The sequence below is a fragment of the Marvinbryantia formatexigens DSM 14469 genome, assembly GCF_025148285.1.
Classification (GTDB): domain Bacteria; phylum Bacillota; class Clostridia; order Lachnospirales; family Lachnospiraceae; genus Marvinbryantia; species Marvinbryantia formatexigens.
Genome location: NZ_CP102268.1, coordinates 2,485,025 through 2,508,125, shown reverse-complemented (window position 1 = coordinate 2,508,125; position 23,101 = coordinate 2,485,025). Strand labels below are relative to the sequence as shown.

Here is a 23,101-nt window from a genome sequence, read left to right as displayed (position 1 = left end):
TTTCTTCTTAAATTTTTCTTTTTAATCTACCAGCTTCTCCAGCTCCTTGACCGCTTCTGTCTCGCTTGACGTCTTATGGTTTGCTTTTGAAGCATAAAGATTTACTGCCGTCTGTGATTTTTTAATAGGCTGCATGGTTCCGGCTCCTGCCACGCATCCGCCCGGACACGCCATACCCTCCAGCAGATAGCCGTTATATTTGCCCTTCGTTGCCATTGTGAGCAGCTTGCGGCAATCCTTCAGACCTTCCGCATTTGCAATCTTAATTTCCTTATCCGGGTACTTTTCTTTGATTACGTTTACAACCGACTGCGCCACACCGCCGGATACCGCAAAATTACGTCCGTCTGTGGAAGCGTCGTTGACGCCCTCCGGGTCCTCCGGAATCGTTTCGATATCAATATGCTTCGCGTCAAAGATGCCCGCCATCTCCTCAAAGGTAAGCACAAAATCCACATCACTGCGGATATCGCTGCGCATAGCCTCCAGCTTTTTCGCCGCGCACGGTCCGATAAATACGACCTTCGCGCGCTCGTTCTGATTCTTGATCAGACGCGCGGTCAGCGTCATCGGGGTGAGCGCCATCGAAACGCAGTTTGCATGCTTCGGGAACAGCTTCTTCGCCATCGTGGACCACGCCGGACAGCACGAGGTCGCCATAAACGGCAGCTTTTCGGGAACCTCATTTACAAAGTCCTCCGCCTCCTGCACCGCGCAGATATCCGCTCCGATCGCCACCTCAAAGACATCCGCAAAGCCAAGCTCCTTCATCGCCGCACGCAGTCTGCCCGGCGTTACCTTCGGTCCAAACTGTCCGACAAACGCGGGCGCAACCGCCGCATAAACACGCTCGCCGGTCTGGATCGCACGGATTACCTGGAAAATCTGCGACTTGTCCGCAATCGCTCCGAACGGACAGTTCACCAGACACATGCCGCAGGATACGCATTTTTCGTAATCAATATCCGCCTTTCCGTTTGCATCTGTGTGGATGGCATCCATACCGCACGCCGCCGCACACGGACGCTCCTGCACAATGATAGCGTGATAGGAACACACATCCGCGCATCTTCCGCACTTGATACACTTGTCCTGGTCAATCACCGAGCGCCCGTTGGTGCGCTCCAGCGTCACAGCCCCCTTCGGGCAGACCTCCACGCAGGGATGCGCAAGGCAGCCGCGGCAGCCGTCCGTCACAAACACGCGCTTTTCATGGCAGGCGTTGCAGGCAAATTTAATAATGTTGATAAGAGGCGGCGTATAATACGTCTCCGCCTTGTCCGCCGCCGAAATATTATCCGACAGCGGCGCATGCTCCGCCGCACTGCGGTACGGAAGTCCCATCGCAAGACGCAGACGCTCCCCCACAATAGCACGCTCCAGGAATACGTCGTTCCGGAAATTGCCGACTTCCCCCGGAATAATCTCGTATGGCAGCTCCTCGATTCTCTTCTCCACCGACCACTCGGTATGGTACGCCATGCGCGCTACTTCGCGGAAAATCCGGTGACGGATTTCCCTGATTCGTGTTTCAACACCTCTCATAAAATGTTCCTCCCTTTTCTTTCCTTTTAATTTTACAGCGTCCTTCCCGTAAAAACAGCCACAGACCGCGGACGCATAACAAACTCGTGATTAATCCTTACCTCTTCCTCTTTCCGGTAAAAATAGCGGCCTCTTCCGTCGCCGGCGGTATTCACGCTCAGATACCAGAAGCCCCGGTTGCTGCCTATCTTCGGGAGCGTGATCGTCACGTCCTCCCAGTATGTGTTCAGCGCCACATAAACAATATCATCCCCGCCCTTTTTGCGGTCATAGCCCGCAAAACAGACGCCGAATGCCCTGTCATTATTCAGAACAGTTTCCTTATCCGCATCCGTCTCGTGCGTATGCATCGCCATCATCCCGCAGACAGCATCCGGCAGCTTCCGGCTGATGACCGTGTGCTCCTGCCGGTAATGCGTCATAAAGCAGAAAAATTCAAAAAGGTCCCGGTTCTTCTCCAGAAGGCTCCAGTCGAGCCACGAAATTTCATTGTCCTGGCAGTATGCATTATTGTTTCCATACTGCGTATTGCCAAATTCATCACCCGCCAGAAACATCGGCGTTCCCCGGCTGCACATCAGCACGGCGCAGGCATTTCGTATCATCCGGAAGCGCAGATCCAGCACCGCCTGGTCGTCCGTCTCTCCCTCCGCCCCGCAGTTCCAGCTCCGGTTATCATTGCTGCCGTCGGTGTTGCCCCAGCCGTTGCCCTCATTGTGCTTTTCATTGTAAGCATACAAATCGTACAGTGTAAAACCGTCATGGCAGGTAAGAAAATTGATGCAGGAGTTATAGCCGGCATAGCGGCCGTTGTGCTCCTGATAAAATCCGCCATATAAATCGCCGGAACCGCAGATGCTCCAGGCTGCCGTCTCACACTCCCAGCAGTCTCCCTTCAGAAAGCCGCGGATGGAATCGCGGTATCTGCCGTTCCACTCCGCCCACCGGCAGCTTGCCGGAAAGCTTCCCACCTGGTACATGCCGCCCGCATCCCACGCCTCCGCAATCAGCTTGACATTGCTGAGCACCGGGTCATTCGCAAGCAGCTCAAGAAGCGGCGGATTGTTCATCGGCGAACCGTCCTCCCGTCTTCCCAGAATGCTTGCAAGGTCAAACCGGAAGCCGTCCACGCGGTAGCTGATCGTCCAGTAACGGAGACATTCCAGAATCATCTGCCGCACAATCGGATGATTGCAGTTCAGCGTATTGCCGCAGCCGCTGAAGTTATAATAATTTCCGTCCGGCGTCAGCATATAATACACCTTATTGTCAAAACCCTTGAAGGAAAAGGACGGTCCCTGTTCGTTTCCCTCCGCCGTATGGTTGAACACGACGTCCAGAATCACCTCAATGCCGTTGTTGTGCAGATCCCGGATAAGCTCCTTCAGCTCCGTGCCCTCCCGGTTGTATTCCGTGGTCGACGCGTAGCTGCTGTTCGGCGCAAAAAAGCTGACCGTATTATATCCCCAGTAATCCAGCAGACGTTTTCCATCCACTTCCCGTACCGACATAGTCTCGTCAAATTCGAAAATAGGCATCAGCTCTACCGCGTTAATGCCAAGCTGCTTCAGATACGGTATTTTCTCGCGCAGTCCGGCAAAGGTGCCCTTGTGCTCCACGCCGGAGGATTCGTGCTTCGTAAATCCCCGCACATGCAGTTCGTAAATAATCAGATCGCTCATTTCCCGGTCTGACTGACGCATCTCGCCCCAGTCGAAAACGTCCTTTACGACACGGGCATGGTAGTGGTTCTCACTTGGGCATCCCCATACGCCCTGCCCGGTGACGGCACGCGCATACGGGTCGAGCAGAATCTTGTTTTTATCAAACAGCAGCCCCTTTTCCGGCTGGTACGGACCGTCGATGCGGTAGGCATATTCAAATTTTTCAATATCCAGCCCGAATACGACCATCGAATACACATCCCCGATTTTGTATTCCTCCGGAAACGGCAGCACCGCATAGGGCTCGTCCTCGCCCTTATGGAACAGCAGAAGCTCCGCCGAAGTGCCGTCGTGTGTATGAATGGTAAAGTTTACGCCGACCGGCAGCGCAGTCGCTCCGTTCATCTCAAAAGAGCCCGGACGCACCGGAAATCCGGCGATTTCCCCCATCGGTCTTACCGAGATCGGATACTCCGGCGTATATTTATGCGTATATGATTTCATCCTCTGTCTCCAATCGTCCCATCTATCCTGCGCAGCTCTTCCTCCGTAAATGACGTATTCTGCACGGCGCGGATATTTTCCAGAATCTGCGCCGGTCTGGATGCGCCGATAAGAACGCTGGTCACAATGCCGTCGCGCAGAATCCAGCTAAGCGCCATTTCCGTAAGGCTCTGCCCTCTCTCCTCTGCCACTGCGTTCAGCTTCCGTATCTGCGACATCCGCTCCTCTGTGAGCGCCGCTTCCCCAAGGAACCGCCCGTCTGTCCGGATACGGCTGTCCGCCGGGATTCCGTTCAGATATTTGCCGGTGAGCATCCCCTGCGCCAGCGGACTGAAAGCAATGATTCCCTTTCCCAGTCTGGCTGACGTCTCCTTTAATCCGTTCTGCTCAATCGTCCTGTCCAGAATGGAATACCGGTTCTGATTGATGATAAACGGACAGTGCAGCTCCGTCAAAATCGCGGATGCGCGCTCCAGCGTTTCCCCGTCATAGTTAGAAAGCCCCGCATACAGCGCTTTGCCGGAAAAAACAGCCTGGGCGAGCGCTCCCATCGTCTCTTCCAGCGGGGTGCCGGGGTCCATGCGGTGATGATAGAAAATATCCACATACTCCAGTCCCATGCGCCTGAGGCTCGCATCCAGACTCGCCAGCAGATATTTGCGGCTTCCCCAGTTTCCGTAAGGTCCTTCCCACATATCGTACCCCGCCTTTGTGCTGATAATCAGCTCGTCGCGGTAAGCCGTGAAATTTTCTTTCAGAATACGTCCGAAATTGCTCTCCGCGCTGCCCGGAGCAGGACCGTAATTATTTGCCAGGTCAAAATGAGTAATCCCATTATCAAATGCGGTAAAACAGAGCTGCTTCATATTATCATAAGAAGCCGTGTCGCCAAAATTGTGCCACAGCCCCAGCGATATTGCCGGCAGCTTCAGCCCACTGTTTCCGCAGCGGTGATAAGGCATGGACTGGTAACGTCCGGGCGATGCTGTATACATAATCCGACCATCCTTTCTGAAATAACATTGCTTTTTCATTTTAACATTTCCGGATAGCATTTGCAAGAATTGTATGCTTCCGGCGGCAGGAACTGTAAGGAAAAAGTGCTACTGTTCACGTCGTTCACAGTAACATTCACAAATCCATTTAAAATTCGCTCCGCGAATGGGATTTGCTCACGCCTGTATCACTTTCTTACGGACTTTGCAGTGAATGCAAAGTCCTGACTTGCGGATGCGCCCGCGCGCAGCGGCAGAACATTTCCGCCATCGCCTCCGGACTTTCCTTCGCCCCGCTTTGAAGCCAGCTCATCGCCGTATTAAACAGCGCGCCCATATACATATACAGTTCATAGCGCTCAATGGAGCTGGCGGGCATCGTGCCGGCAATCATTTCATGAAACTGGTTCAGCTCCTCCAGCATCAGCGCGGCAAAACCGGATTTGTAAAGATTCAGCGCATACGTTCCAAACTCTTTAAAAAATGCGAAGCAGCGCGCCACATGCTCACGGGTGATGCCATCGGCAAGGTCATAATCCATCGTCAGCCGGAAATGCTCCAGAACGTCCCGTATCAGCGTTACCAGCACGTCCTCCTTCGAATCGTAATTCCGGTAGTAGGACGCCCGCGCCACGCCTGCCCTGCGGATAATCTCCGTCACGGTGATATCAGAAATACTCTTCTCCTGCATCAAATCAAACAGCGCATCGGTAATGCACATTTTTACGCGCATGTTCTCCTGTGTTCTTTTATCCATATCTCCTCCGTCTGACAACGTCCGGCCGGACCACCGCCCTGCTGCATCTGATAGTTGCTGTTTATTCCCTTCGCAGTAACATCTGATACGTTTTTCCGGAAATTGTCTCACATTGCGTTCTTGCGAAGCCCACGGCAACATGATACACTTGTCTCACGTTTATTGTATCATAATACCCGGAACAAAGTACACTATTTTTGTGTGAAACATGGAGGAAACAACATTTATGCGAACCGCCATTTTAACCGATACCAACAGCGGTATTTCCCTGGAAAAAGCAGAAGAACTGGGCATTTTTATCATTCCCATGCCCGTTGTCATCGGAGAGGATACGTATCTGGAATATAAAAGCATCACGCACGATGATTTATACCGCGCCATGCGCCGTCATCTGGATATTTCCTCCTCCCAGCCCTCGCCCGGTTTTGTGACGGATCTCTGGAATTCCATCCTTGCATCGGGCTACGACGAGATTGTCTATATTCCCATGTCCAGCGGACTGAGCGGCTCCTGCCACAATGCCGCCGCGCTCGCAGAGGATTACGGCGGAAGGGTTTACGTTGCGGACAATCACCGCATTTCTGTCACTCTGGAAACGTCGGTTCTCGATGCAAAATATATGGCGGACTGCGGGCTGACCGGCAGAGAAATCAAAGACCGGCTGGAGCGGCACGCATACGACGCCAGCATCTACATCAGCGTGGATTCTCTGGAGTATCTGAAAAAAGGCGGCAGAATCACTCCCGCCGCCGCTGCTTTTGCAACGGTCATCAACCTGAAGCCCGTGCTCACCATCCAGGGCGACAAGCTGGATTCCTTTGCCAAAATGCGCGGGATGAAATTATGCGAAAAGAAAATGATTGAAGCGTTGCAGAACGATATCCGGACACGTTTTTCCGATATCCCGCACGGGCAGCTCGTCGTGGCGACCGCCGGAACCTTCGAAAATCCCGCGGATGCCGAAAGCTGGCGGCAGGCTGTGCAGGATGCCTTCCCGGATTACAATATCCGCTACAGTCCGCTCTCCTGCAGCATCGCCTGCCATACCGGAATCAATGCCGCCGGCGCTGGCGTGGTAAGAATTGAAAAACGGTAGTCGTATGAGGCACGGACTGTAAAATGCCAGCCGTGCGGCGCAAAAATATAGAACGGTAATTCTGAAAAATGCCAGAGGTCATGTGCCCCTGGCATTTTATGTATCATCAATTTTCTCCAGCAGAGCCGCCTTCCTGCTGCGCAGCCTCTGCCGCGTGCATCACTCTGTCAGTCATCTTCAGAGAGTGACCGCTCCTGCTCCGCCTGGATATCTTCGAACATGGAAAGCATCGGTTTTACCTTTTTGCCGCGTATACGGCGGTCCACATAGTTCTTTGTGCATTTCATTACGACCGGCGACAGAACAAGCACGCCGATAAGGTTCGGAATCATCATCATTCCGTTGAAGGTATCAGAAATATCCCATGCAAGCTGCGCTTCCATAACAGAACCCGCCAGCACGATAATCACAAAAATGATGCGGTATACCGTAACGGATTTTTCCCCGAACAGATACTGGCAGGCAGTCGAACCGTAGTGGCTCCAGCCAAGTACCGTGGAGTATGCAAACAGCAGAATCGCAATCGCAATAAACCATGCGCCCGGACGTCCGAAGGTCTGCTCAAAAGCATAACTCATAAGAGAGCTGGAGCCGACTGCCTCCGCCGCCTCCGTCATGGCACCCGTCGTCAGATCAATGGCGCCGGAGCTTAAAATAGTCAGCGCCGTCAGTGTGCAGACAACAATCGTATCGGCAAACACCTCAAAAATGCCCCACATTCCCTGGCGCACCGGCTCCTTTACGTTGGAGCTGGAATGCACCATAACAGAAGAACCAAGACCGGCTTCGTTCGAAAATACACCGCGCTTGAAGCCCATCTGCATCGCCATCGCAATACCTGCGCCGACCACACCGCCGGCAGCCGACTTCAGTGCGAAGGCTCCCTGGAAGATAGATGCAAACACTGCCGGAATCGTACCCGCGTGCATAATAATAATAACCAGTGTGCCTAACAGATAAATGATTACCATAAACGGTACGATTTTCTCTGTGATGGAGGCAATGCGCTTCAGACCTCCAAGCACTACCGCCGCTACCGCTACAAACAGGATAATTCCCGTTACGATCTGCGGAATATGGAATGCCGTGTATACATTGGTTACCATACTGTTTACCTGGCTCATGTTTCCGATTCCGAAGGACGCCAGCAGACAGAAGCAGGAAAACAGAGCGGCAAGAACCACGCCGATGGTTTTGCAGCCCTTTTTGCTGCCCAGACCGTCGCGCAGATAATACATGGCGCCGCCTGCCCATTCACCTTTTGTATTTTTCCGTCTGTACAGGATACCAAGCACGTTCTCAGAATAGTTGGTCATCATTCCGAAGAAAGCAATCAGCCACATCCAGAACACCGCGCCCGGACCGCCAACTGCAATCGCGCCTGCCACACCGACGATATTTCCGGTGCCGACCGTGGCCGCCAGCGCGGTACACAGCGACTGGAACTGCGATATCGAATGGTCCTGCGTGTGCTTTGTTACGTGCTTATCACCGAAAATCGCACCGATGGTATGCTTCATCCAGTGCCCGAAATGGGATATCTGGAAAAATTTGGTCATACACGTCATCAGCACGCCGACAAAGCCCAGAAGCACCAGCGCCGGCCATCCCCAGACAAGACCGTTTACAAAACTGTTCACATTGGTAATTACCTCAATCATAATGTTTTTCCCTCTTTCCTTTTTTCATAATCTGCAGCCGCAGTACCGTATACGCCGTCTGCAACAGTACAACCCGTCCCGCCTGTTGCCGCCGCATATCCAGGCAGCCGCCTCCTTCTGAAAAGCCCCGGCACAAAAAGAATGCGCCCTGCGCGCGGACACCGCCGCAGTACAGTCTTCCGTTTCCGCCGACTGCACCTGCCACCGGCAGCTCCCTACGGATGCATGGCAACGCAAAAAGGCGGAAGAACCTTATTCTCCCGCCTGAAATAATCAAATAAAATCAGTAATCTGATTGCATTCTCTGTCCTTTCGCCTGAGAGATTAGCACAGTGTGCTTTGCACCTTCGGCACCCACCTCTTTGTGGGGTTCTCCAGAGTGCAGTCCATATCCGGTCCTGCCCGATGCCCTGCTACCCGGACACCAGACCCCTGTGAGTGTTACTCCTTCGGGAAGGTATACCTTTCTCCCGGCTATATCAGCCTGCACATATTCACTTATGATGATGGCTCCGCCGTCCGACGGCATAACCACTAACCTTATTAACCATAACACAAGACAGAGCGCTTGTCAACTTTGATAATTTTTTGTCATACGCGCTTCTCCACCGGCATAGAACCAGTATTTGCTCCGGCATATTACTGCAGCCAAAGCATCCGGAGCATTACACGCGCTCTTCTACCGGCACAAAATCGGTGTGGGTGCCGACATATTTGTACGCCGGACGGATTATCTTGTTGGCGTTAATCAGCTCTTCCAGCCGGTGCGCGCTCCAGCCCGGCATACGCGCGATTGCAAAAATCGGCGTAAACAGCTCCTGCGGGATGTCCAGCATGGAATATACAAATCCGCTGTAGAAATCGACGTTTGCACAGACATTCTTGAAAAGCCTGCGCTGTTCCATGACAAGCTGCCCCGCCAGCCGCTCTACCAGCTCATAGAGGGCAAATTCCTCCATCATGCCCTTTTCCTGCGCCAGGTCCTTCGCAAAGCTTTTTAAAATAACCTCACGCGGGTCGGACAGCGTATATACGGCATGACCCATTCCGTAAATCAGACCGGATCTGTCGAAGGCTTCTTTATTCAGTATCTTTCTCAGATAATCCGCAACCTCCCCTTCGTTGGTCCAGTCGGAAATATGCGCCTTGATATCGGCAAACATATTCTGCACCTTGAGGTTGGCGCCGCCGTGACGCGGTCCCTTCAGCGAACCGATAGAAGCCGCCACGGAAGAATAGGTGTCAGTTCCTGAGGACGTGACAACATGCGTCGTAAAGGTGGAGTTATTTCCGCCGCCATGCTCGGCATGGAGAATCAGCGCGATATCAAGCACCTTCGCTTCCAGCTCGGTATATTCTCCGTCCGGACGCAGCATCAGAAGGATGTTTTCCGCCAGTGACAGTCCTTTTTTCGGATTCCGTATCAGCAGCGTGTCGTCCTTGCGGAAATGACGGTAGGCATGATACGAGTAAACCGCAATAAGCGGAAGCTTGGCAATCAGCTCCAGACACTGGCGCAGAACATTTCTCACGGAGATATCCTCCGGATTTTCATCGTAGGTATACAGCGTCAGTACGCAGCGCTGCATGGCATTCATCATATTTCCGTTGGATGCCTTCATAACCACATCGCGCACAAAACGACCGCCCAGCTCCTGCAGCTCGGACATCACGCCGAGGAACATATCCAGCTCCTGCTTTGTCGGAAGCTTGCCGAAAATCAGCAGATAAACCGTCTCCTCAAAGCCGTACTTGCGTCCCTGCAATCCTTTGACAATATCATATACATTAATTCCCTGATAGTACAGTGCCCCCTCCGCAGGAATCTGGCGTCCGTTGACCAAATCATACGCCACTACGTCGGAAATCTCCGTCAGTCCGGTGAGCACACCCTTGCCGGCAGAATCACGCAAACCCCGTTTTACATCATACTCGACATAAAGATTCGGGTCGATGCGGTGTCCGTGCAAAAGCGCACTTTCAAGACTATCCCAGTCACTTTTCAGATTTTCAATACTCGTCATTTCAACATCCTGCATAAAAAGCACCTCCTCATATGCACAGAGCACCTCTTACCGCATATCACCGTAAGCTGTGTCAGCAGGAAACTCTGTAATTCTTTTCCATATTACACGAAAATGTATAATCATGCAAGATATTTTTCCCGGCGTGCCCGACAGATATTTTCCACGGCGTGCCCGACATGCCCTACTTCTTTATTTCATTTTTTACAAAAGCACTGTGGCTCTCTTTCTCATCCGTCGTTTTCTGATTATAAAATACGGCACTTCCGGTCTGTCCCCCGCTCACATCAAAGACGGCGGTCTCTCCTGAGAGAATCCCATTTTCCAGACTGTGGATGCTCTGCAGCCGGTAACGCATCGTTTTTTCTTCGGAAACAGTATACCATCCCGCCGGCACTGTCAGTAAGACCGACAGCGACGTCTTTCCGGCCGTTGTCTGCGTGCTGTCCGACGCCCGCGTACCTCCCGGCGTCTGTGTACCTCCCGACGCCTGTGTGCTGCCGGGCGTCTGCGTACCTCCTGCTACCTGCGTGCTGCCGGGCGTCTGCGTACCTCCCGACGCCTGCGCACTGCCCGGCGTAAATTCTACGGTCCGGTACCAGGTATGCCTGCCTCCCAGCACATCCTCCCCGCTTATGCAGAAGGTGAACGTCGGATTTCCATGCGCCCATACAATATCGGCGGCATCTATCTCCTTCGTAATGCGAAGCTGCGCCTCCACCGCACCCGCCAGAAGCTTTACCTTCACTTCATTTGTTTCCTTTTCCTCAGACGACGGACTGCCCTTTGCCCAGACAACTTTCATGCGCGCTTTATTCGGCACGACATACCAGCGCCGGTTTCCGGCTGTCTGCGCATAGGTTTTCATATCATAATCCTTTTTCAGACGACAGGTAATATCAAACCGCAGGGTCTGGTTATCCGGCGCCGGCGGATTCGTCTGAAAGTTTCCGGAAACTGTGATGCTCTGTCCCTGAGCCTGCGCTTTCCACTGCGGGGCCGGTGTGTAACCGCCTGTTCCTTTACAGAAAACCTCCGCGGAAACATATTCCAGACACGGCTCCAGCTCGTCTGTAAGTATCATCTGCACAGGCTGCCATGCTTTTTCGTTGTGCGGGACTGTCTGAAAAATGCTGAATACAATCGCTTCGCCGTCGCCGGAAAGCTCTTTTTCCCGCAGATTTTCCTGCCCGTCCAATCCCTTTACCGGAGCCGGAAACGCCTGCCGCTGCACCGTTGCCTGTGTGGTGACCTTATTTGACGCCATCGAAACGGCAGTCTGCCCGCTGTGCTTATACGCAAGCGCCGCACTGTTTATCACCTTATAGACCGCCGTATTCTGCGTCTGCTCCGGCTGCAGCTCCTCTGGATTCATCCGCACCTTAAATACAAAGGCATAGGTTCTCCCGTACAGCGATTCATTTTTCAGATTGACTGGCGTAATGCTTACCGTATCATTTTTCTGCACGCACCGGAAGCTTCCGGAGGCATCCTGCCCGCTTTCCATGCAGGTAATCGTCACAGGACCCACGTAATCTGCTCCCACAGGAAGCACATCCTCCAGAACCATCTGCTCATAATAATTGTTCGGCGTCTGCCACGGAATGTACTGTTCAATCTTATAATAATATTCCGCCGTCGTCCCCGGCAGTGTATTGGACTGCGCCCAGGAGGCGCCGTCGTTTGACACATATTTCTTCGGATACGACGGGTCCGGCGGGTTTGGCACATCCAGCCCTGTCTGCACCAGAATCCCCAGCGTCACCTCGTCCGGCTTTCCGTTTTTCAGAGAGGTGTTCCATTTCTCAATCGTCGCCTTGCTCACCCGGTAGTCCGAACTGTCCTGGATGTGATCCCGGTAGCCGACAGCAACGTAATATCTGGAGCAATTCTGCAAAACAAATCCTACATTTCCCTTCGGGTCATTCGCCAGCATATCCTCCGTCGCAGTTAAAAACAGATACGTCTTTCCGTCCGCCTTTGCCGCCTGCGATTTATAGTAAACCGCGGAGCCTGCCGACTGGTAAAACTTTTTGGCAATGCTGCCGTTTTCCACGCGGATGCCGAATCTCTGGGAATTGTCTATTTCCCACCACTGGAAACGGCTGTTCAGCGCAACCGGCGTCTGCTTTGCATCGCCGTGACGGAAATATTCCATCTTTAACACGTACTCTCCCATCGTCGGCTTCAGCCACCAGGCAATCTTATTCTGACTGAAGCCGATCGGCGGATACGATGCCACCTGCGCACCGTCGCTCCCCGCCCATGTTTTGTTCGTATAAGAAGATACGGTCATTTTCAAATCATACCAGACACCCTCCTGAAACAGAACCTTCTGATAAATACCGCCAAATTTTCCGGCGGCAGTATTGTCTGTCGGATAAAAGATATATGCGCCTCCGTTCGCGCTGCCGCTCATTGCCTTTACCGAGCTCCCCGCCGCGCTGAACGGGACAAAAGAAGAAATTCCGCTGTACCAGCATGCCGTCCTGCAGGCGCCATCCAGCTCTGCGGTACTCATCAGCCGGAAGCCGCTTCCGGACGCCGTCACCAGCGTGCCGCTGGGCGCCAGGGAACCTGCCACGGCAAAAAGCTGTATTCCGGAGAGACTTTCAAGACCGATGCCCGGCTCCTCTCCGGTTTCCGGATCCGCCATCACTTCCGGTTCTTCTGTGGACTTCTCTCTGTTCTCCGTAGTTTCTTCCGTCTCTTCTGTAGATTCCTCTCTGTTCTCCGTAATTTCTTCTGTCTCTCCCTGTCCTGTTCCTTCTGCCTCTCCCAGGTCTTCCTTTCCATTGCTCTCCCCCGGTTCTCCGCTTTCTACTGTCCCCTCCTGGGTTTCTGTTTTTTCAAACGTCTCTAAAATCGAAAACCAGCCTGCTTCCTTCGTCCGGAAAATAAAGGTGACTTCATGCGCCTCCTCATCCAGTATCATTTCTTTTTCTGAAATCTCCCGGAACGCATCCAGCTTTCCCTGCCAGGCAACGGAAAATTCTGCCGCCTGTTCTGTATCCGCTGGAAATGCCGCCGCACCGCCCGCTCCGGTTTCTGTGCCTTCTGCCGCATCATTCTCTGCATCGCCTATCTCTGCACCCCCTATCTCTACACCACTGCTCTCTGCGCCGCCTATCTCTGCACCGCCTTTCCCGGTATCACTGTCCTCTTTTCGGAAAGCTTCTTTGGAAATCGTCAGACGGATTTTCACCTCGCCCGGAAGCGTAATTTCATTTCCCTGCGCGTCGGCAAAAAACAGATAATACGGGAGAAATGTCCGCACATTTTCTGCCGTTTTCTCCGGCAGTGCATCGCTCCAGGCTGCCAGCAGTTCCTCCTTCAGCTTACGACAGCGCGTCTCTTTGTCTTCCGTTTCCCCGATAATATCCTCAACACACAGCAGGCGGAAGCTGGTTCCCTCCGGGAATGTCCCGCCATCCTGCAGGAAAACGGCGGCCCTGGCGTCTCCATTTGTGTCGGCAAGCACAACATCCGCCGCGGTCTCCGTTCCCGGCTCTGTCGGCAGCTCCATATCCGAAGTGCCGCCTGTCTCGCCCCACAGTCCCGTATCCGGATTATTCCCTGTCTCTCCTTCCCACAGCCCCGTATCCGGACTGCCGCCTGTCTCGCCTTCCTGCAGCCCCGCATCCGGTATGATGCCCGTTTCGCCTTCCTGCACCCCTGTATCCAGAGTACCGCCGGCCTCGCCTTTTCCCATTTCTGTATCCGGTGCGACGCCCGCTTCTCCTTTTCCCATTTCTGTATCCGGGGCACCGCCCGCTTCTCCTTTCCCCATCTCTGTATCCGGGGCACCGCCCGCTTCTCCTTTCCCCATTTCTGTATCCGGAATAGCGCCCGTCTCGCCTTCCCACAGCCCTGTATCCGGACTGCCGTCTGTCTCTCCTTCTCTCCGTTCCGTACCCGGTACGGAGGTTGTTTCACTCTCCCACAAACCGGTTGCCGTCTCCTGCTTTGTTTCTGTCTCTCCCTTTCTCTCTGTCTCTATTCCTGCCAGCCCCTGCGCTGCCACCTGCGCAGGGGTGGCGGAAACGGCCGCCATCATCACTGCCAGAATACCGGCAAGCATACGGCGCCTCATGAATTTACCAGGCTTCATGATTCCTCTTCCTCCTTAAACATATTCTGTTGCTTTTTAATAACCTCTGGTATGTGTGGCGAAAACCAGGACTCTTTGAAATGTATAGATACTTTATCATGTTTTTATGATGATGTCAAGATGATATATGATTATTTATAAATAAATAGTTACTATCAATATCGATGTTATGGGCAAAAATTAAAAGGGCAGTCATCCTGCCCTCTCCTGCTATTTTCGTAACTGTTCAGTCATCCAGTCACAGGTCTGCGACCGTTATCTGCACATCTTCCGGCAGAGCACAACGCCCGTCAGCAGAAGCACCGGGAAAATGATGCCTGCCAGAATACCCATTTTCAGATTGTCACCCAGCGCGCTGGATACCATGCCGACCAGCGTCGGTCCGCCGGAGCAGCCCAGGTCTCCGCCAAGCGCAAGCAGTGCAAACATCGCTGTCCCGCCCCGCGGCAGAGCCGCCGACGCCTTGCTGAAGGTGCCCGGCCACATAATACCCACGGAAAGCCCGCAGATGGCGCAGGCTGCCAGACTGAGCTGCGGAACCGGCAGCAGCGATACGCCAAGGTAGGAAAGAATGCAAAGACAACTGCTGTAAATCATAAACTTATCCAGATTGATGCGGTCGCCATACTTCCCGTAAAAAGCTCTGGAAGCTCCCATGAGAATGGCAAACATCATCGGTCCCGCCAGGTCGCCGAGCGTCTTGGAAATACCCAGTCCTTTCTCCGCAAAAGTCGACGCCCACTGGCTCACCGCCTGCTCGCTCGCCCCCGCGCAGACCATCATAATCAGCAGCACCCAGAAAATTTTGATGCCAAAGAGTTCTCTGATCGTCAGACCCTTTTCGCCCTCCTCCATCAGGCTCGCAATCGGAACCCGCGTAAACGCAAACGCATTGCACGCCGGAACAATCGCCCACAACAGCGCCATCACCTTCCAGTTCTGAGTGCCGAATACCTGGAAAAACGCCGTGGACAGCAGCACGACCCCCACATGTCCCCAGCAGTAAAAGGAATGCAGCATACTCATCGTCTTTTCCTTGTTGTCGGACGGGCATGCTTCCACCACCGGACTCACCAGAACCTCCAGCAGTCCGCCGCCGATTGCATAGACCATCACCGCGATAAGAATGCCGGCAAACGGCGTCGGCATCACCTCCGGCAGAATGGTCAGCAGAGCCAGCCCCGCCGCCGACAGCACATGTGCAATAATCATGGACGCACGGTAGCCGATTTTATCAACGAAGCTTACCGAAAGCAGATCCACCAGAAGCTGCACGCCAAAATTAAACGTCACCAGCAGCGTAATCTGCGAAAGCGGAATCCCGTAGCTCCGCTGGAATGTCAGAAATAAAAGCGGAACAAAATTGTTTACGATCGCCTGCACAATATATGCTGTAAAGCAGGCTGTAATCGTTTTGTTATACTCATTTTTCATAAACACTTTCTCCTTTCCGGTCAGGCAGCGCAAATACGCCGTCCTGTTACAAATCTCTGAGATTATATCGCATTTTTTCCGGTAAATCATTGCACAGAATCACATATTTATGGTACAATATCACAAAATTGTTACTGTTCACTCCGTTCGCAGTAACCTTCGCAAATCCATTTAAAATTCGCTTCGCGAATGGGATTTGCTCACACTTGAATCACGTTCTCACGCCTCAAACAGCAGGTGTTTGAGGCTGGCGTGTACAATACTAATGCATTATGACTTCCGCACAGAAAGGAAACCGCCATGAATAACTGGACATCTATCAGGACCGATGACACCCTTAAAGAAACAGTACAGCACGGAAATGCCGCTTACCCGTTCGCCTATTATCTGGAAAATATCTGGGATTTTGATTTTCACTGCATGGACTGGCACTGGCACCATGAACTGGAATTTATTTCCGTTGTGGAGGGCACCGCTATCTGCTATGCCGGAACGGACATGCTGAAGGTTCCAGCCGGATGCGGCATGTTTATCAACAGCAGCGTGCTGCACCGCTTCGAAGCCACCGCCAGCGCTCTGATTCCAAATATTGTTTTTTCGCCCGGTCTGCTTGCCCCGGAAAACAGTCTGATATATCAGAAATACATTCTGCCCGTCCTGCACTCCCGGATTTCCTGGCAGCTTTTTTCCCCGCAGATTGCATGGCAGGGGCAGATTCTTGATATTCTCGCGCAGATTTACCGTCTGCAGGAGCAGGAGACGGACACGGAGCTTGCCACGCTCCGGCTGCTTCTGAAGCTCTGGGATATTCTTGTCCGGAATCTGGATATCCCGGACGGCGAAAAAGCGCTCGCCCGGCCGGACCACCGCCAGGCAAGGCTTCAGATAATGATGCAGTACATACACGACAATTACCGGACGGAACTCACCCTGGAGCAGATCGCCTCCGCCGCCTCTGTCAGCAAAAGCAGCGCCCTGCAGATTTTCCACTCCGGCATTCATCTTTCCCCCGTGGCGTACCTGATTCAGTACCGCCTGACGCAGGCTGCCGGTCTGCTTTATACAACAAGAAAACCTGTCTCCGCGATTGCCCAGGAAACAGGTTTTGCCAGCGCCGGCTATTTCTGCCGGAAATTTAAAGAACGTTATCAGATGAGCCCGAAGGAATACCGGGCAAAAAAGGTCTGATGCCTTAATTAATCGCTCTGGAAGACTCGCGTATCAGCATCTCGCCCTCAAACGTGCGATGCTGGACGCCGCGTCCGTTTTCTATCGTGTCGAACAGAATCTCCGCTGCCGCCTCCGCCATTTCGCGGACCGGCTGCTTCACCGTCGTGATGGTCGGGATATAATACGACGACATATCCAGACCGTCAAAGCCCGCCACGGAATAATCGTCCGGAATACGTTTCCCCGCTTCCTTCAGCGCCCGGCAGATTCCCATCGCCATATTATCCGAAATCGCATAGATCGCGGTGAAATCATCCCGCTCTTTCAGCAGCTTCTTCATATCATGGTAGCCGCGCTCCATCGAATAAATATTTTCGCCCTCATTGCTGTAGCGGATCAGCTCCTCGCACACCGGCAGCCCATTGTCCGCCAGCGCCCGGCGGTATCCCTCCAGGCGGAGCGCACTGATACTTTTATCCTCCCGCGTGGCGGCAAAAATAGCGATCCGCTTATGCCCCGCCTTGCAGAGATAATCTACGATCCGGTAACTCTCCCGGATATCATCCACATGCACGGAGGAGCAGACATTGCTGCTCTTTTCATCAATGCTTCCGACCGCGCAGATGACGCAGGGGAGGTCGAGCTGCCGCAGCTTCGCCTCCGTATGCTTAAAGTAACCGCCGAGAAAAACAATCCCCTTCGGCTTTTTCTCCAGACTGAGCTGGGAAGCCACCTCTATTTCATCCTCATTATCATTGACGCTCTGCAAAATAAACGTATATTTCTGCTTATGTACAAATTTTTCCAGCGTCGCAATCATCGGCTGGAAAAACGGGTTTCCTACCCCCTTTACCAGAACGGCAATGGAATGATTCTCAAGCTTTTTCAGATTTCGCGCGCTGTTATTCGGTATAAACTGCTTTTCACGGACGACCTCCATAATCTTATCCTTCGTCTCCTGATTGATACCCGGATAATTATTCAGCGCTCTCGACACCGTGGTAACACTTACCCCGCAAATTTTCGCAATATCCTTAATTGTCAAAGCCCCCATAACCGTCGTCCCTTCCAAATAAAATAACAAGAATTTTCCAGATTTTTCTAAGATAAAACAGTGCTGTACTTCCATACCATGAAGCACAGCACCAGAACCTGTTTATTATTATACACTTTTTTTCAGGAAGCGTCAATATCTTCCATACACTTCGGCAAGGGACCGGATTTTCTTCTTTAATTCCGGCGTAAACGCCTCTTTTTTCATACGCCATTTCCAGTTTCCCGAAGGAACCGACGGAATATTGATTCTCGCTTCGCTTCCAAGTCCAAGATAGTCCTGTACCGGTATGATGCAGATGTCCGCCACCGTCGCCAGCGCGCAGCAGATGTAATCCCAGTGAATCTGTTCGTCCGGCGTGTTTTTATTGTTCATATAAAGCTGTGCAAGCGCGCGGTCGTTTTCGCTGATACTCTGATACCATCCCCGGACGGTGTCATTGTCGTGCGTACCCGTATAAACCACACAATTTCTTGGATATTTATACGGCATATAGCAGCCCTCTTCCCGCGAATCAAATGCAAACTGCAGAATCTTCATGCCCGGATAGCCGGTGTCCCGCAGAAGCTGCCGGACAGAATCCGTCACGTAGCCGAGGTCCTCCGCAATGATTTCCGTATCGCCCAGCGCCTTTTTAATCTCCTTAAACAAATCCGCGCCGATTCCCTGCTCCCAGTGCCCGTTGACAGCCGTCTTATCGCCGTACGGGATGGAGTAATACTGGTCGAAGCCGCGGAAATGGTCGATGCGCACAATATCAAACAATTCATACAGGGCCCGCATTCTGTCGATCCACCAGCGGTACCCGGTCTTTTTGTGATAATCCCATGCATACAGCGGATTTCCCCAGAGCTGTCCGTCCGCCGCAAAAGCATCCGGCGGGCAGCCGGCAACCGCCACCGGCATATGCGCCTCATCGAGCTGGAACAGCTCCGGATTTGCCCACACATCCACGCTGTCAAAAGACACATAGATGGGAATATCTCCGATAATCTTTACCTGCCGCTCATTTGCGTAGCGTTTCAGCGCCAGCCACTGTTTCTGGAACAGATACTGCACAAACATGTAAAATGCAATATCTTCCGCCAGCTCTTCCCTGTACTTCTTTACCGCCTCCGGTCTTCTCATCCGGATATCCTCATCCCACTGCGCCCAGCACTGTCCGCCGCGGCTGTCCTTAATCGCCATAAACAGCGCATAGTCCTCCAGCCAGAAGCTGTTTTTCTGCTGAAATTCCAGGAACTCCCTGTCTTCCTTTGTATGATAGCGCCCGTACGCCTTTCTGAGAATCTGAAAGCGGGAAGCATAAATTCTGTCATACTCTATTATCTCCGGATCGCTGCCCCAGTCAAAGCTTTGGCATTCCTCTTCCGTCAGAAGCCCGTCCCGGATCACCTGCTCCAGATCGATAAAATACGGATTGCCCGCAAATGTGGAAAACGACTGATAGGGAGAATCCCCGTAGCCCGTCGGTCCGATTGGCAGAACCTGCCAGAGGCTCTGCCCCGTCTCATGCAGCATATCCACAAAAGCATATGCCTCTTTTGAGAAAGACCCGATTCCGTATTCAGATGGCAGACTGGCTATCGGTAGCAGCATACCGCATTGTCTTTTCATTCCCTTTCCCCCTTTGTTTCCAGGTTACAGGTCTGCTCTCGCCGGATAGCCCGGTTCGTAATCAGCCCTTTACTGCGCCTGCCGCAACACCTTCGATAATGTATTTCTGGCAGATTACATAAATAACGATTACCGGAATAATCGCAAGCACGATACATGCCATAATCGCTCCCATATCCACAGAACCGAATCCGCCCTTCAGATACTGGATAACGATAGGAATCGTCTTATATTTCTTAATATCCAGTACCAGATACGGCAAAAGGTAATCGTTCCAGATCCACATGATTTCCAGAATACCTACCGATACATAGGTCGGCTTCATAATCGGCAGAATTACTTTAAAATACATCTGCAGCGGATTGCAACCGTCGATATTTGCCGCTTCCTCAATTTCGATAGGCATACTCTGCGCGAAATTGGAGAACATGAAAATCGCCATACCGGCGCCGAAGCCCAGGTACACAACGACGATACCTACCGGCGTATTCAGATGCAACGTATCCGCCGTCTTTGCCAGCGTGAACATAATCATCTGGAACGGCACTACCATAGAAAAGATCGCCGCAGACTTCAACGCTTTTGTAAAGGCATTTTTCACACGGGTCACATACCAGCCGCACATGGAGCAGAACAGCAGGATCGCGATAACAGACGCCGCCGTGATAAATAAACTATATCCAAAATACTTGAAAAATTCAACTTTTTCAATACCATTAATATAATTGTCCAGCCCGACAAAGGATTTTTCGGTCGGAAGCTCAAACGGTCTCAGGTTGATACTCGTTTTCTTCTTAAAGGAGTTGATAATAACCAGCACGATCGGGAATACATACAGCACCGAAATAATACTGAATACCACCGTGAGGACTGTCTTGTAATTTGCTTTTTTCGATTTCATGTTGCTGTTACTCCTCCTTTCCCGCGGTCAGTCTCATCTGCAGTACGCCAATCAGTGCAAGCGCAACCGCAAAGATAACTGCCTTCGCCTGTCCGACGCCGCGGTATGTCGCCGTGCTGCCGTAGAAGGTGTTGTAAATATTCAGCGCCACCATTTCTGTGCCGTGCGACGGCTCGCCCGCTGTTAACGCGAGGTTCTGGTCGAAGAGCTTAAAGCCGTTTGTGAGAGACATAAAGGTACAGATTACAATCGTCGGTCTCATGGACGGGATAATGATTTTGAACAGACGCTGCACGCCGGTCGCGCCGTCCACCTGCGCCGCCTCCAGCATATCGCCCGGAATGTTCTGCAGACCGGCGATGTACAGAATCATCATGTAACCTATCTGCTGCCAGCAGAGAAGGATTACCAGACCCCAGAAGCCGTACACAGAGCTGTACGTCAGGGTACGGTTGAAGTATGCCAGAATACCGTTGAACAGAAGCTGCCATACGTAACCGAGTACGATACCGCCGATCAGGTTCGGCATGAAGAAAACGGTACGGAAAAGGTTGGTGCCTTTAATCTTCTGTGTCAGAGCAAGTGCAACGGCAAACGCCAGCACATTGATCAGAATTACTGTGACAACCGTAAAGATTGCCGAGAAGCCTACCGAGTGTAAAAATACCGGGTCCTTAATTGCTTCAATATAATTGCTGATTCCCACAAATTTCGCGTCATTTACTGTTGTAAAGGAGCAGAAGCTCAGATAAACAGCCATAACAAACGGTACAATAAAACCGATAAGAAACGCGATTGCTGTGGGGAATGTGAAAACCGGTAAATATTTCTTTAACGCTTTTTCCATGATACATTCTCCTTATTCGCTATGAAGACCCGTTCTCCGTGCAGGGCGCAGGGCAATCCGCGGGCTTTCACCTGTATTACCTCTTTATAAGAAAAGAATAGCCAGGTTACAGCTATTCTTTTCTTTTTTCTATCCTATCGTCTTATTCCGGATTTACTTATCTGTTTGCCCACTCAGTAGCAAAGTCTTCGGTAAATACTTTCTCAACAACGGACCAGTCTGCGGTTCCCTGGGAGTACTCGATCAGAGCGGAGCCCAGTTCGGATTTCCAGTTCTCAGTCGGAAGATTCTCGGTACCGATCCATGAAACTGCGGTCTTGCCTGCTTCTTCGTATGCGTTTGCGCTTACAAACAGCGGGTTAGCCAGTTCATAATCTGCGAAGGTGTCAAACGGTACGTTGAATGCCATCTTGCCTGCCAGAGTATCTTTTCCTTCATCAGAGGAAACTACCCACTCAAGGAAGTCAAGTGTTGCCTGGATATCTTCCTCGCTGGAGTTCTTGTTGATGCACCAGTAGTTACCTGTACCTGTGCAGACACCGATATTTTCCTCACCTTCAACGCCTGTGTACAGCGGCAGGAATGCGATGTTCATAGAAGCGATATCGCCATCCTCGGTCCATGCCCATGTACCGTTCTGGTAGAATACTGCCATCTCGTCACAGAACTCTGCAAGAGAGTCGTCGCCGGTCTTACCGCTCAGAAGAGCCGGGTCGCAGGTAGAATCTGTGAAGTAAAGGTCAATCAGGTTCTTGTAATTTCCAACATAGGTTCCGTCCAGAGAGGTTGCGGTGGTAACGCCCTTCTCGGTCAGCTCCCAGTAAATCGGCATGTTTGCAAGATGGGTGGTGAATCTCCAGTTGGAGGAGCCATCCAGACCTGCGGAGGTGAAAGCACCTTCTACGCCAAGTTCATCTTTTCTTGCCTGAATATCATCTGCTACCGCTTTCAGCTTGTCAAAGTTGTTGATTTCTTCCGGGCTGGAAATTACTGCATTTTCCAGACCACAATATTCGTTCAGCAAATCTACGTTGTAGATAATACCGTAGCTCTCGTTTGCGAACGGTACCGCCGCTACTTCAACACCTTCCATAGACAGGCAGTTTGCTGTAGAATGCTCTGCGATGAAGCTTCCGGACAGATCGTAGCAGTACTGTCCCCAGTTGTCCAGCCAGGACTGGTTCTCTACCTGGAACAGGGTCGGCGCTTCTGATTTTGCGATCTCAGATGTAAGCGTCTGCTCATATGTACCGGATGCCGCTGTAACAACCGTTACCGGAACACCTGTCTGCTCTGTGTAGGAAGCTGCCAGCTCCTGCCACTGTGCATCTACCTCCGGCTTGTAGTTCAGATAATAAACGCTTCCGCCTTCTGCTGCCGCCTGAGCACCGAAAACACCTACTGCCATTGCCGCTACTGTTGCTGCCGCTACCATTTTCTTCGTTTTCATTCTTTTTTCCTCCTTTTAGTTTGCGGTCTGATCGTTTGACCGCATTGTTTGAAAACGTTGTCGTTACCGTTTTCGTTATCGTTATCGGTAACGTTTTTGTAATTGTATGTTAGCACACATTCTACAATTTGGCAACTGTAATTTTCATATTTTCCGTAACTTTGTTAAATGTTCACTATTTTGATATCCCGTTTTTGTGCAGTTTTACAACTCCTTCTTTTTCGTCTCCTTTTCCACCCCGGAAACGCCCGTCAAAAGCAAAAAAAGAAAG

The 23,101-nt window shown here is 52.0% G+C and carries 16 protein-coding genes and 1 riboswitch; of the genes, 2 read left to right on the top strand and 14 right to left on the bottom strand.

Annotation, left to right across the window (positions count from 1 at the left end; genetic code table 11):
• Positions 1-21 precede the first annotated feature (21 nt).
• From NQ534_RS11855 to NQ534_RS11840, 4 genes are all read right to left on the bottom strand, one after another.
• Positions 22-1,545, bottom strand: a complete 1,524-nt coding sequence (locus tag NQ534_RS11855) for a 4Fe-4S dicluster domain-containing protein (RefSeq protein ID WP_006859957.1) — start codon at positions 1,543-1,545, stop codon at positions 22-24.
• A gap of 32 nt (positions 1,546-1,577) precedes the next feature.
• Positions 1,578-3,713 (bottom strand): glycogen debranching protein, encoded by a 2,136-nt coding sequence (locus NQ534_RS11850; protein WP_006859956.1) that lies wholly within the window; start codon positions 3,711-3,713, stop codon positions 1,578-1,580.
• Positions 3,710-4,708 (bottom strand): L-glyceraldehyde 3-phosphate reductase, encoded by a 999-nt coding sequence (gene mgrA / locus NQ534_RS11845; RefSeq protein ID WP_040781377.1) that lies wholly within the window; start codon positions 4,706-4,708, stop codon positions 3,710-3,712. The genes NQ534_RS11850 and mgrA overlap by 4 nt, the downstream gene beginning before the upstream one ends.
• A gap of 196 nt (positions 4,709-4,904) precedes the next feature.
• On the bottom strand, positions 4,905-5,465 hold the full coding sequence (locus NQ534_RS11840; RefSeq protein WP_040781267.1) for a TetR/AcrR family transcriptional regulator: 561 nt from the start codon (positions 5,463-5,465) through the stop codon (positions 4,905-4,907).
• Between the two features lie 226 nt (positions 5,466-5,691).
• On the opposite strand from NQ534_RS11840, the gene NQ534_RS11835 reads away from it, so the two are divergent.
• Entirely contained in the window at positions 5,692-6,561 is an 870-nt protein-coding gene (locus tag NQ534_RS11835; protein ID WP_040781264.1) for a DegV family protein, read from the top strand.
• A gap of 167 nt (positions 6,562-6,728) precedes the next feature.
• On the opposite strand, the gene NQ534_RS11830 is transcribed toward NQ534_RS11835, so the two are convergent.
• The 5 genes from NQ534_RS11830 to NQ534_RS11810 all read right to left on the bottom strand — a co-directional run bounded on the left by NQ534_RS11830 (position 6,729) and on the right by NQ534_RS11810 (position 15,791).
• The gene (locus NQ534_RS11830; protein ID WP_006859952.1) at positions 6,729-8,222 is read right to left on the bottom strand and encodes an alanine/glycine:cation symporter family protein; all 1,494 of its coding nucleotides are present in this window, start codon (positions 8,220-8,222) and stop codon (positions 6,729-6,731) included.
• The gene (locus NQ534_RS11825; RefSeq protein WP_040781261.1) at positions 8,215-8,427 is read right to left on the bottom strand and encodes a hypothetical protein; all 213 of its coding nucleotides are present in this window, start codon (positions 8,425-8,427) and stop codon (positions 8,215-8,217) included. The genes NQ534_RS11830 and NQ534_RS11825 overlap by 8 nt, the downstream gene beginning before the upstream one ends.
• Before the next feature lie 89 nt (positions 8,428-8,516).
• A riboswitch (glycine riboswitch) is annotated at positions 8,517-8,610 on the bottom strand.
• A 277-nt stretch (positions 8,611-8,887) separates the two neighbouring features.
• Positions 8,888-10,261, bottom strand: coding sequence for a citrate/2-methylcitrate synthase (locus NQ534_RS11820; RefSeq protein ID WP_006859950.1), 1,374 nt, complete (start codon positions 10,259-10,261; stop codon positions 8,888-8,890).
• A 169-nt stretch (positions 10,262-10,430) separates the two neighbouring features.
• On the bottom strand, positions 10,431-14,357 hold the full coding sequence (locus NQ534_RS11815; RefSeq protein WP_006859949.1) for a hypothetical protein: 3,927 nt from the start codon (positions 14,355-14,357) through the stop codon (positions 10,431-10,433).
• A gap of 255 nt (positions 14,358-14,612) precedes the next feature.
• A complete protein-coding gene (locus tag NQ534_RS11810) occupies positions 14,613-15,791 on the bottom strand; it encodes an MFS transporter (RefSeq protein ID WP_040781374.1) in 1,179 nt (392 codons plus the stop codon).
• 300 nt (positions 15,792-16,091) lie between these two features.
• On the opposite strand from NQ534_RS11810, the gene NQ534_RS11805 reads away from it, so the two are divergent.
• Positions 16,092-16,979, top strand: coding sequence for an AraC family transcriptional regulator (locus NQ534_RS11805; RefSeq protein WP_006859947.1), 888 nt, complete (start codon positions 16,092-16,094; stop codon positions 16,977-16,979).
• Between the two features lie 4 nt (positions 16,980-16,983).
• Here the strand turns inward: NQ534_RS11805 and NQ534_RS11800 are convergent, their stop codons facing one another.
• The 5 genes from NQ534_RS11800 to NQ534_RS11780 form a co-directional block, all read right to left on the bottom strand.
• Positions 16,984-18,015 (bottom strand): LacI family DNA-binding transcriptional regulator, encoded by a 1,032-nt coding sequence (locus NQ534_RS11800; protein ID WP_040781372.1) that lies wholly within the window; start codon positions 18,013-18,015, stop codon positions 16,984-16,986.
• A 132-nt stretch (positions 18,016-18,147) separates the two neighbouring features.
• Positions 18,148-19,632, bottom strand: coding sequence for a 4-alpha-glucanotransferase (gene malQ / locus NQ534_RS11795; RefSeq protein WP_040781256.1), 1,485 nt, complete (start codon positions 19,630-19,632; stop codon positions 18,148-18,150).
• 61 nt (positions 19,633-19,693) lie between these two features.
• On the bottom strand, positions 19,694-20,533 hold the full coding sequence (locus NQ534_RS11790) for a carbohydrate ABC transporter permease (RefSeq protein WP_006859944.1): 840 nt from the start codon (positions 20,531-20,533) through the stop codon (positions 19,694-19,696).
• A gap of 7 nt (positions 20,534-20,540) precedes the next feature.
• Entirely contained in the window at positions 20,541-21,380 is an 840-nt protein-coding gene (locus tag NQ534_RS11785) for a carbohydrate ABC transporter permease (protein WP_006859943.1), read from the bottom strand.
• Between the two features lie 157 nt (positions 21,381-21,537).
• Positions 21,538-22,830 carry an ABC transporter substrate-binding protein gene (locus NQ534_RS11780; protein WP_006859942.1) on the bottom strand — a complete coding sequence of 431 codons (1,293 nt, stop codon included), beginning with the start codon at positions 22,828-22,830 and terminating at the stop codon, positions 21,538-21,540.
• Positions 22,831-23,101: the final 271 nt, after the last annotated feature.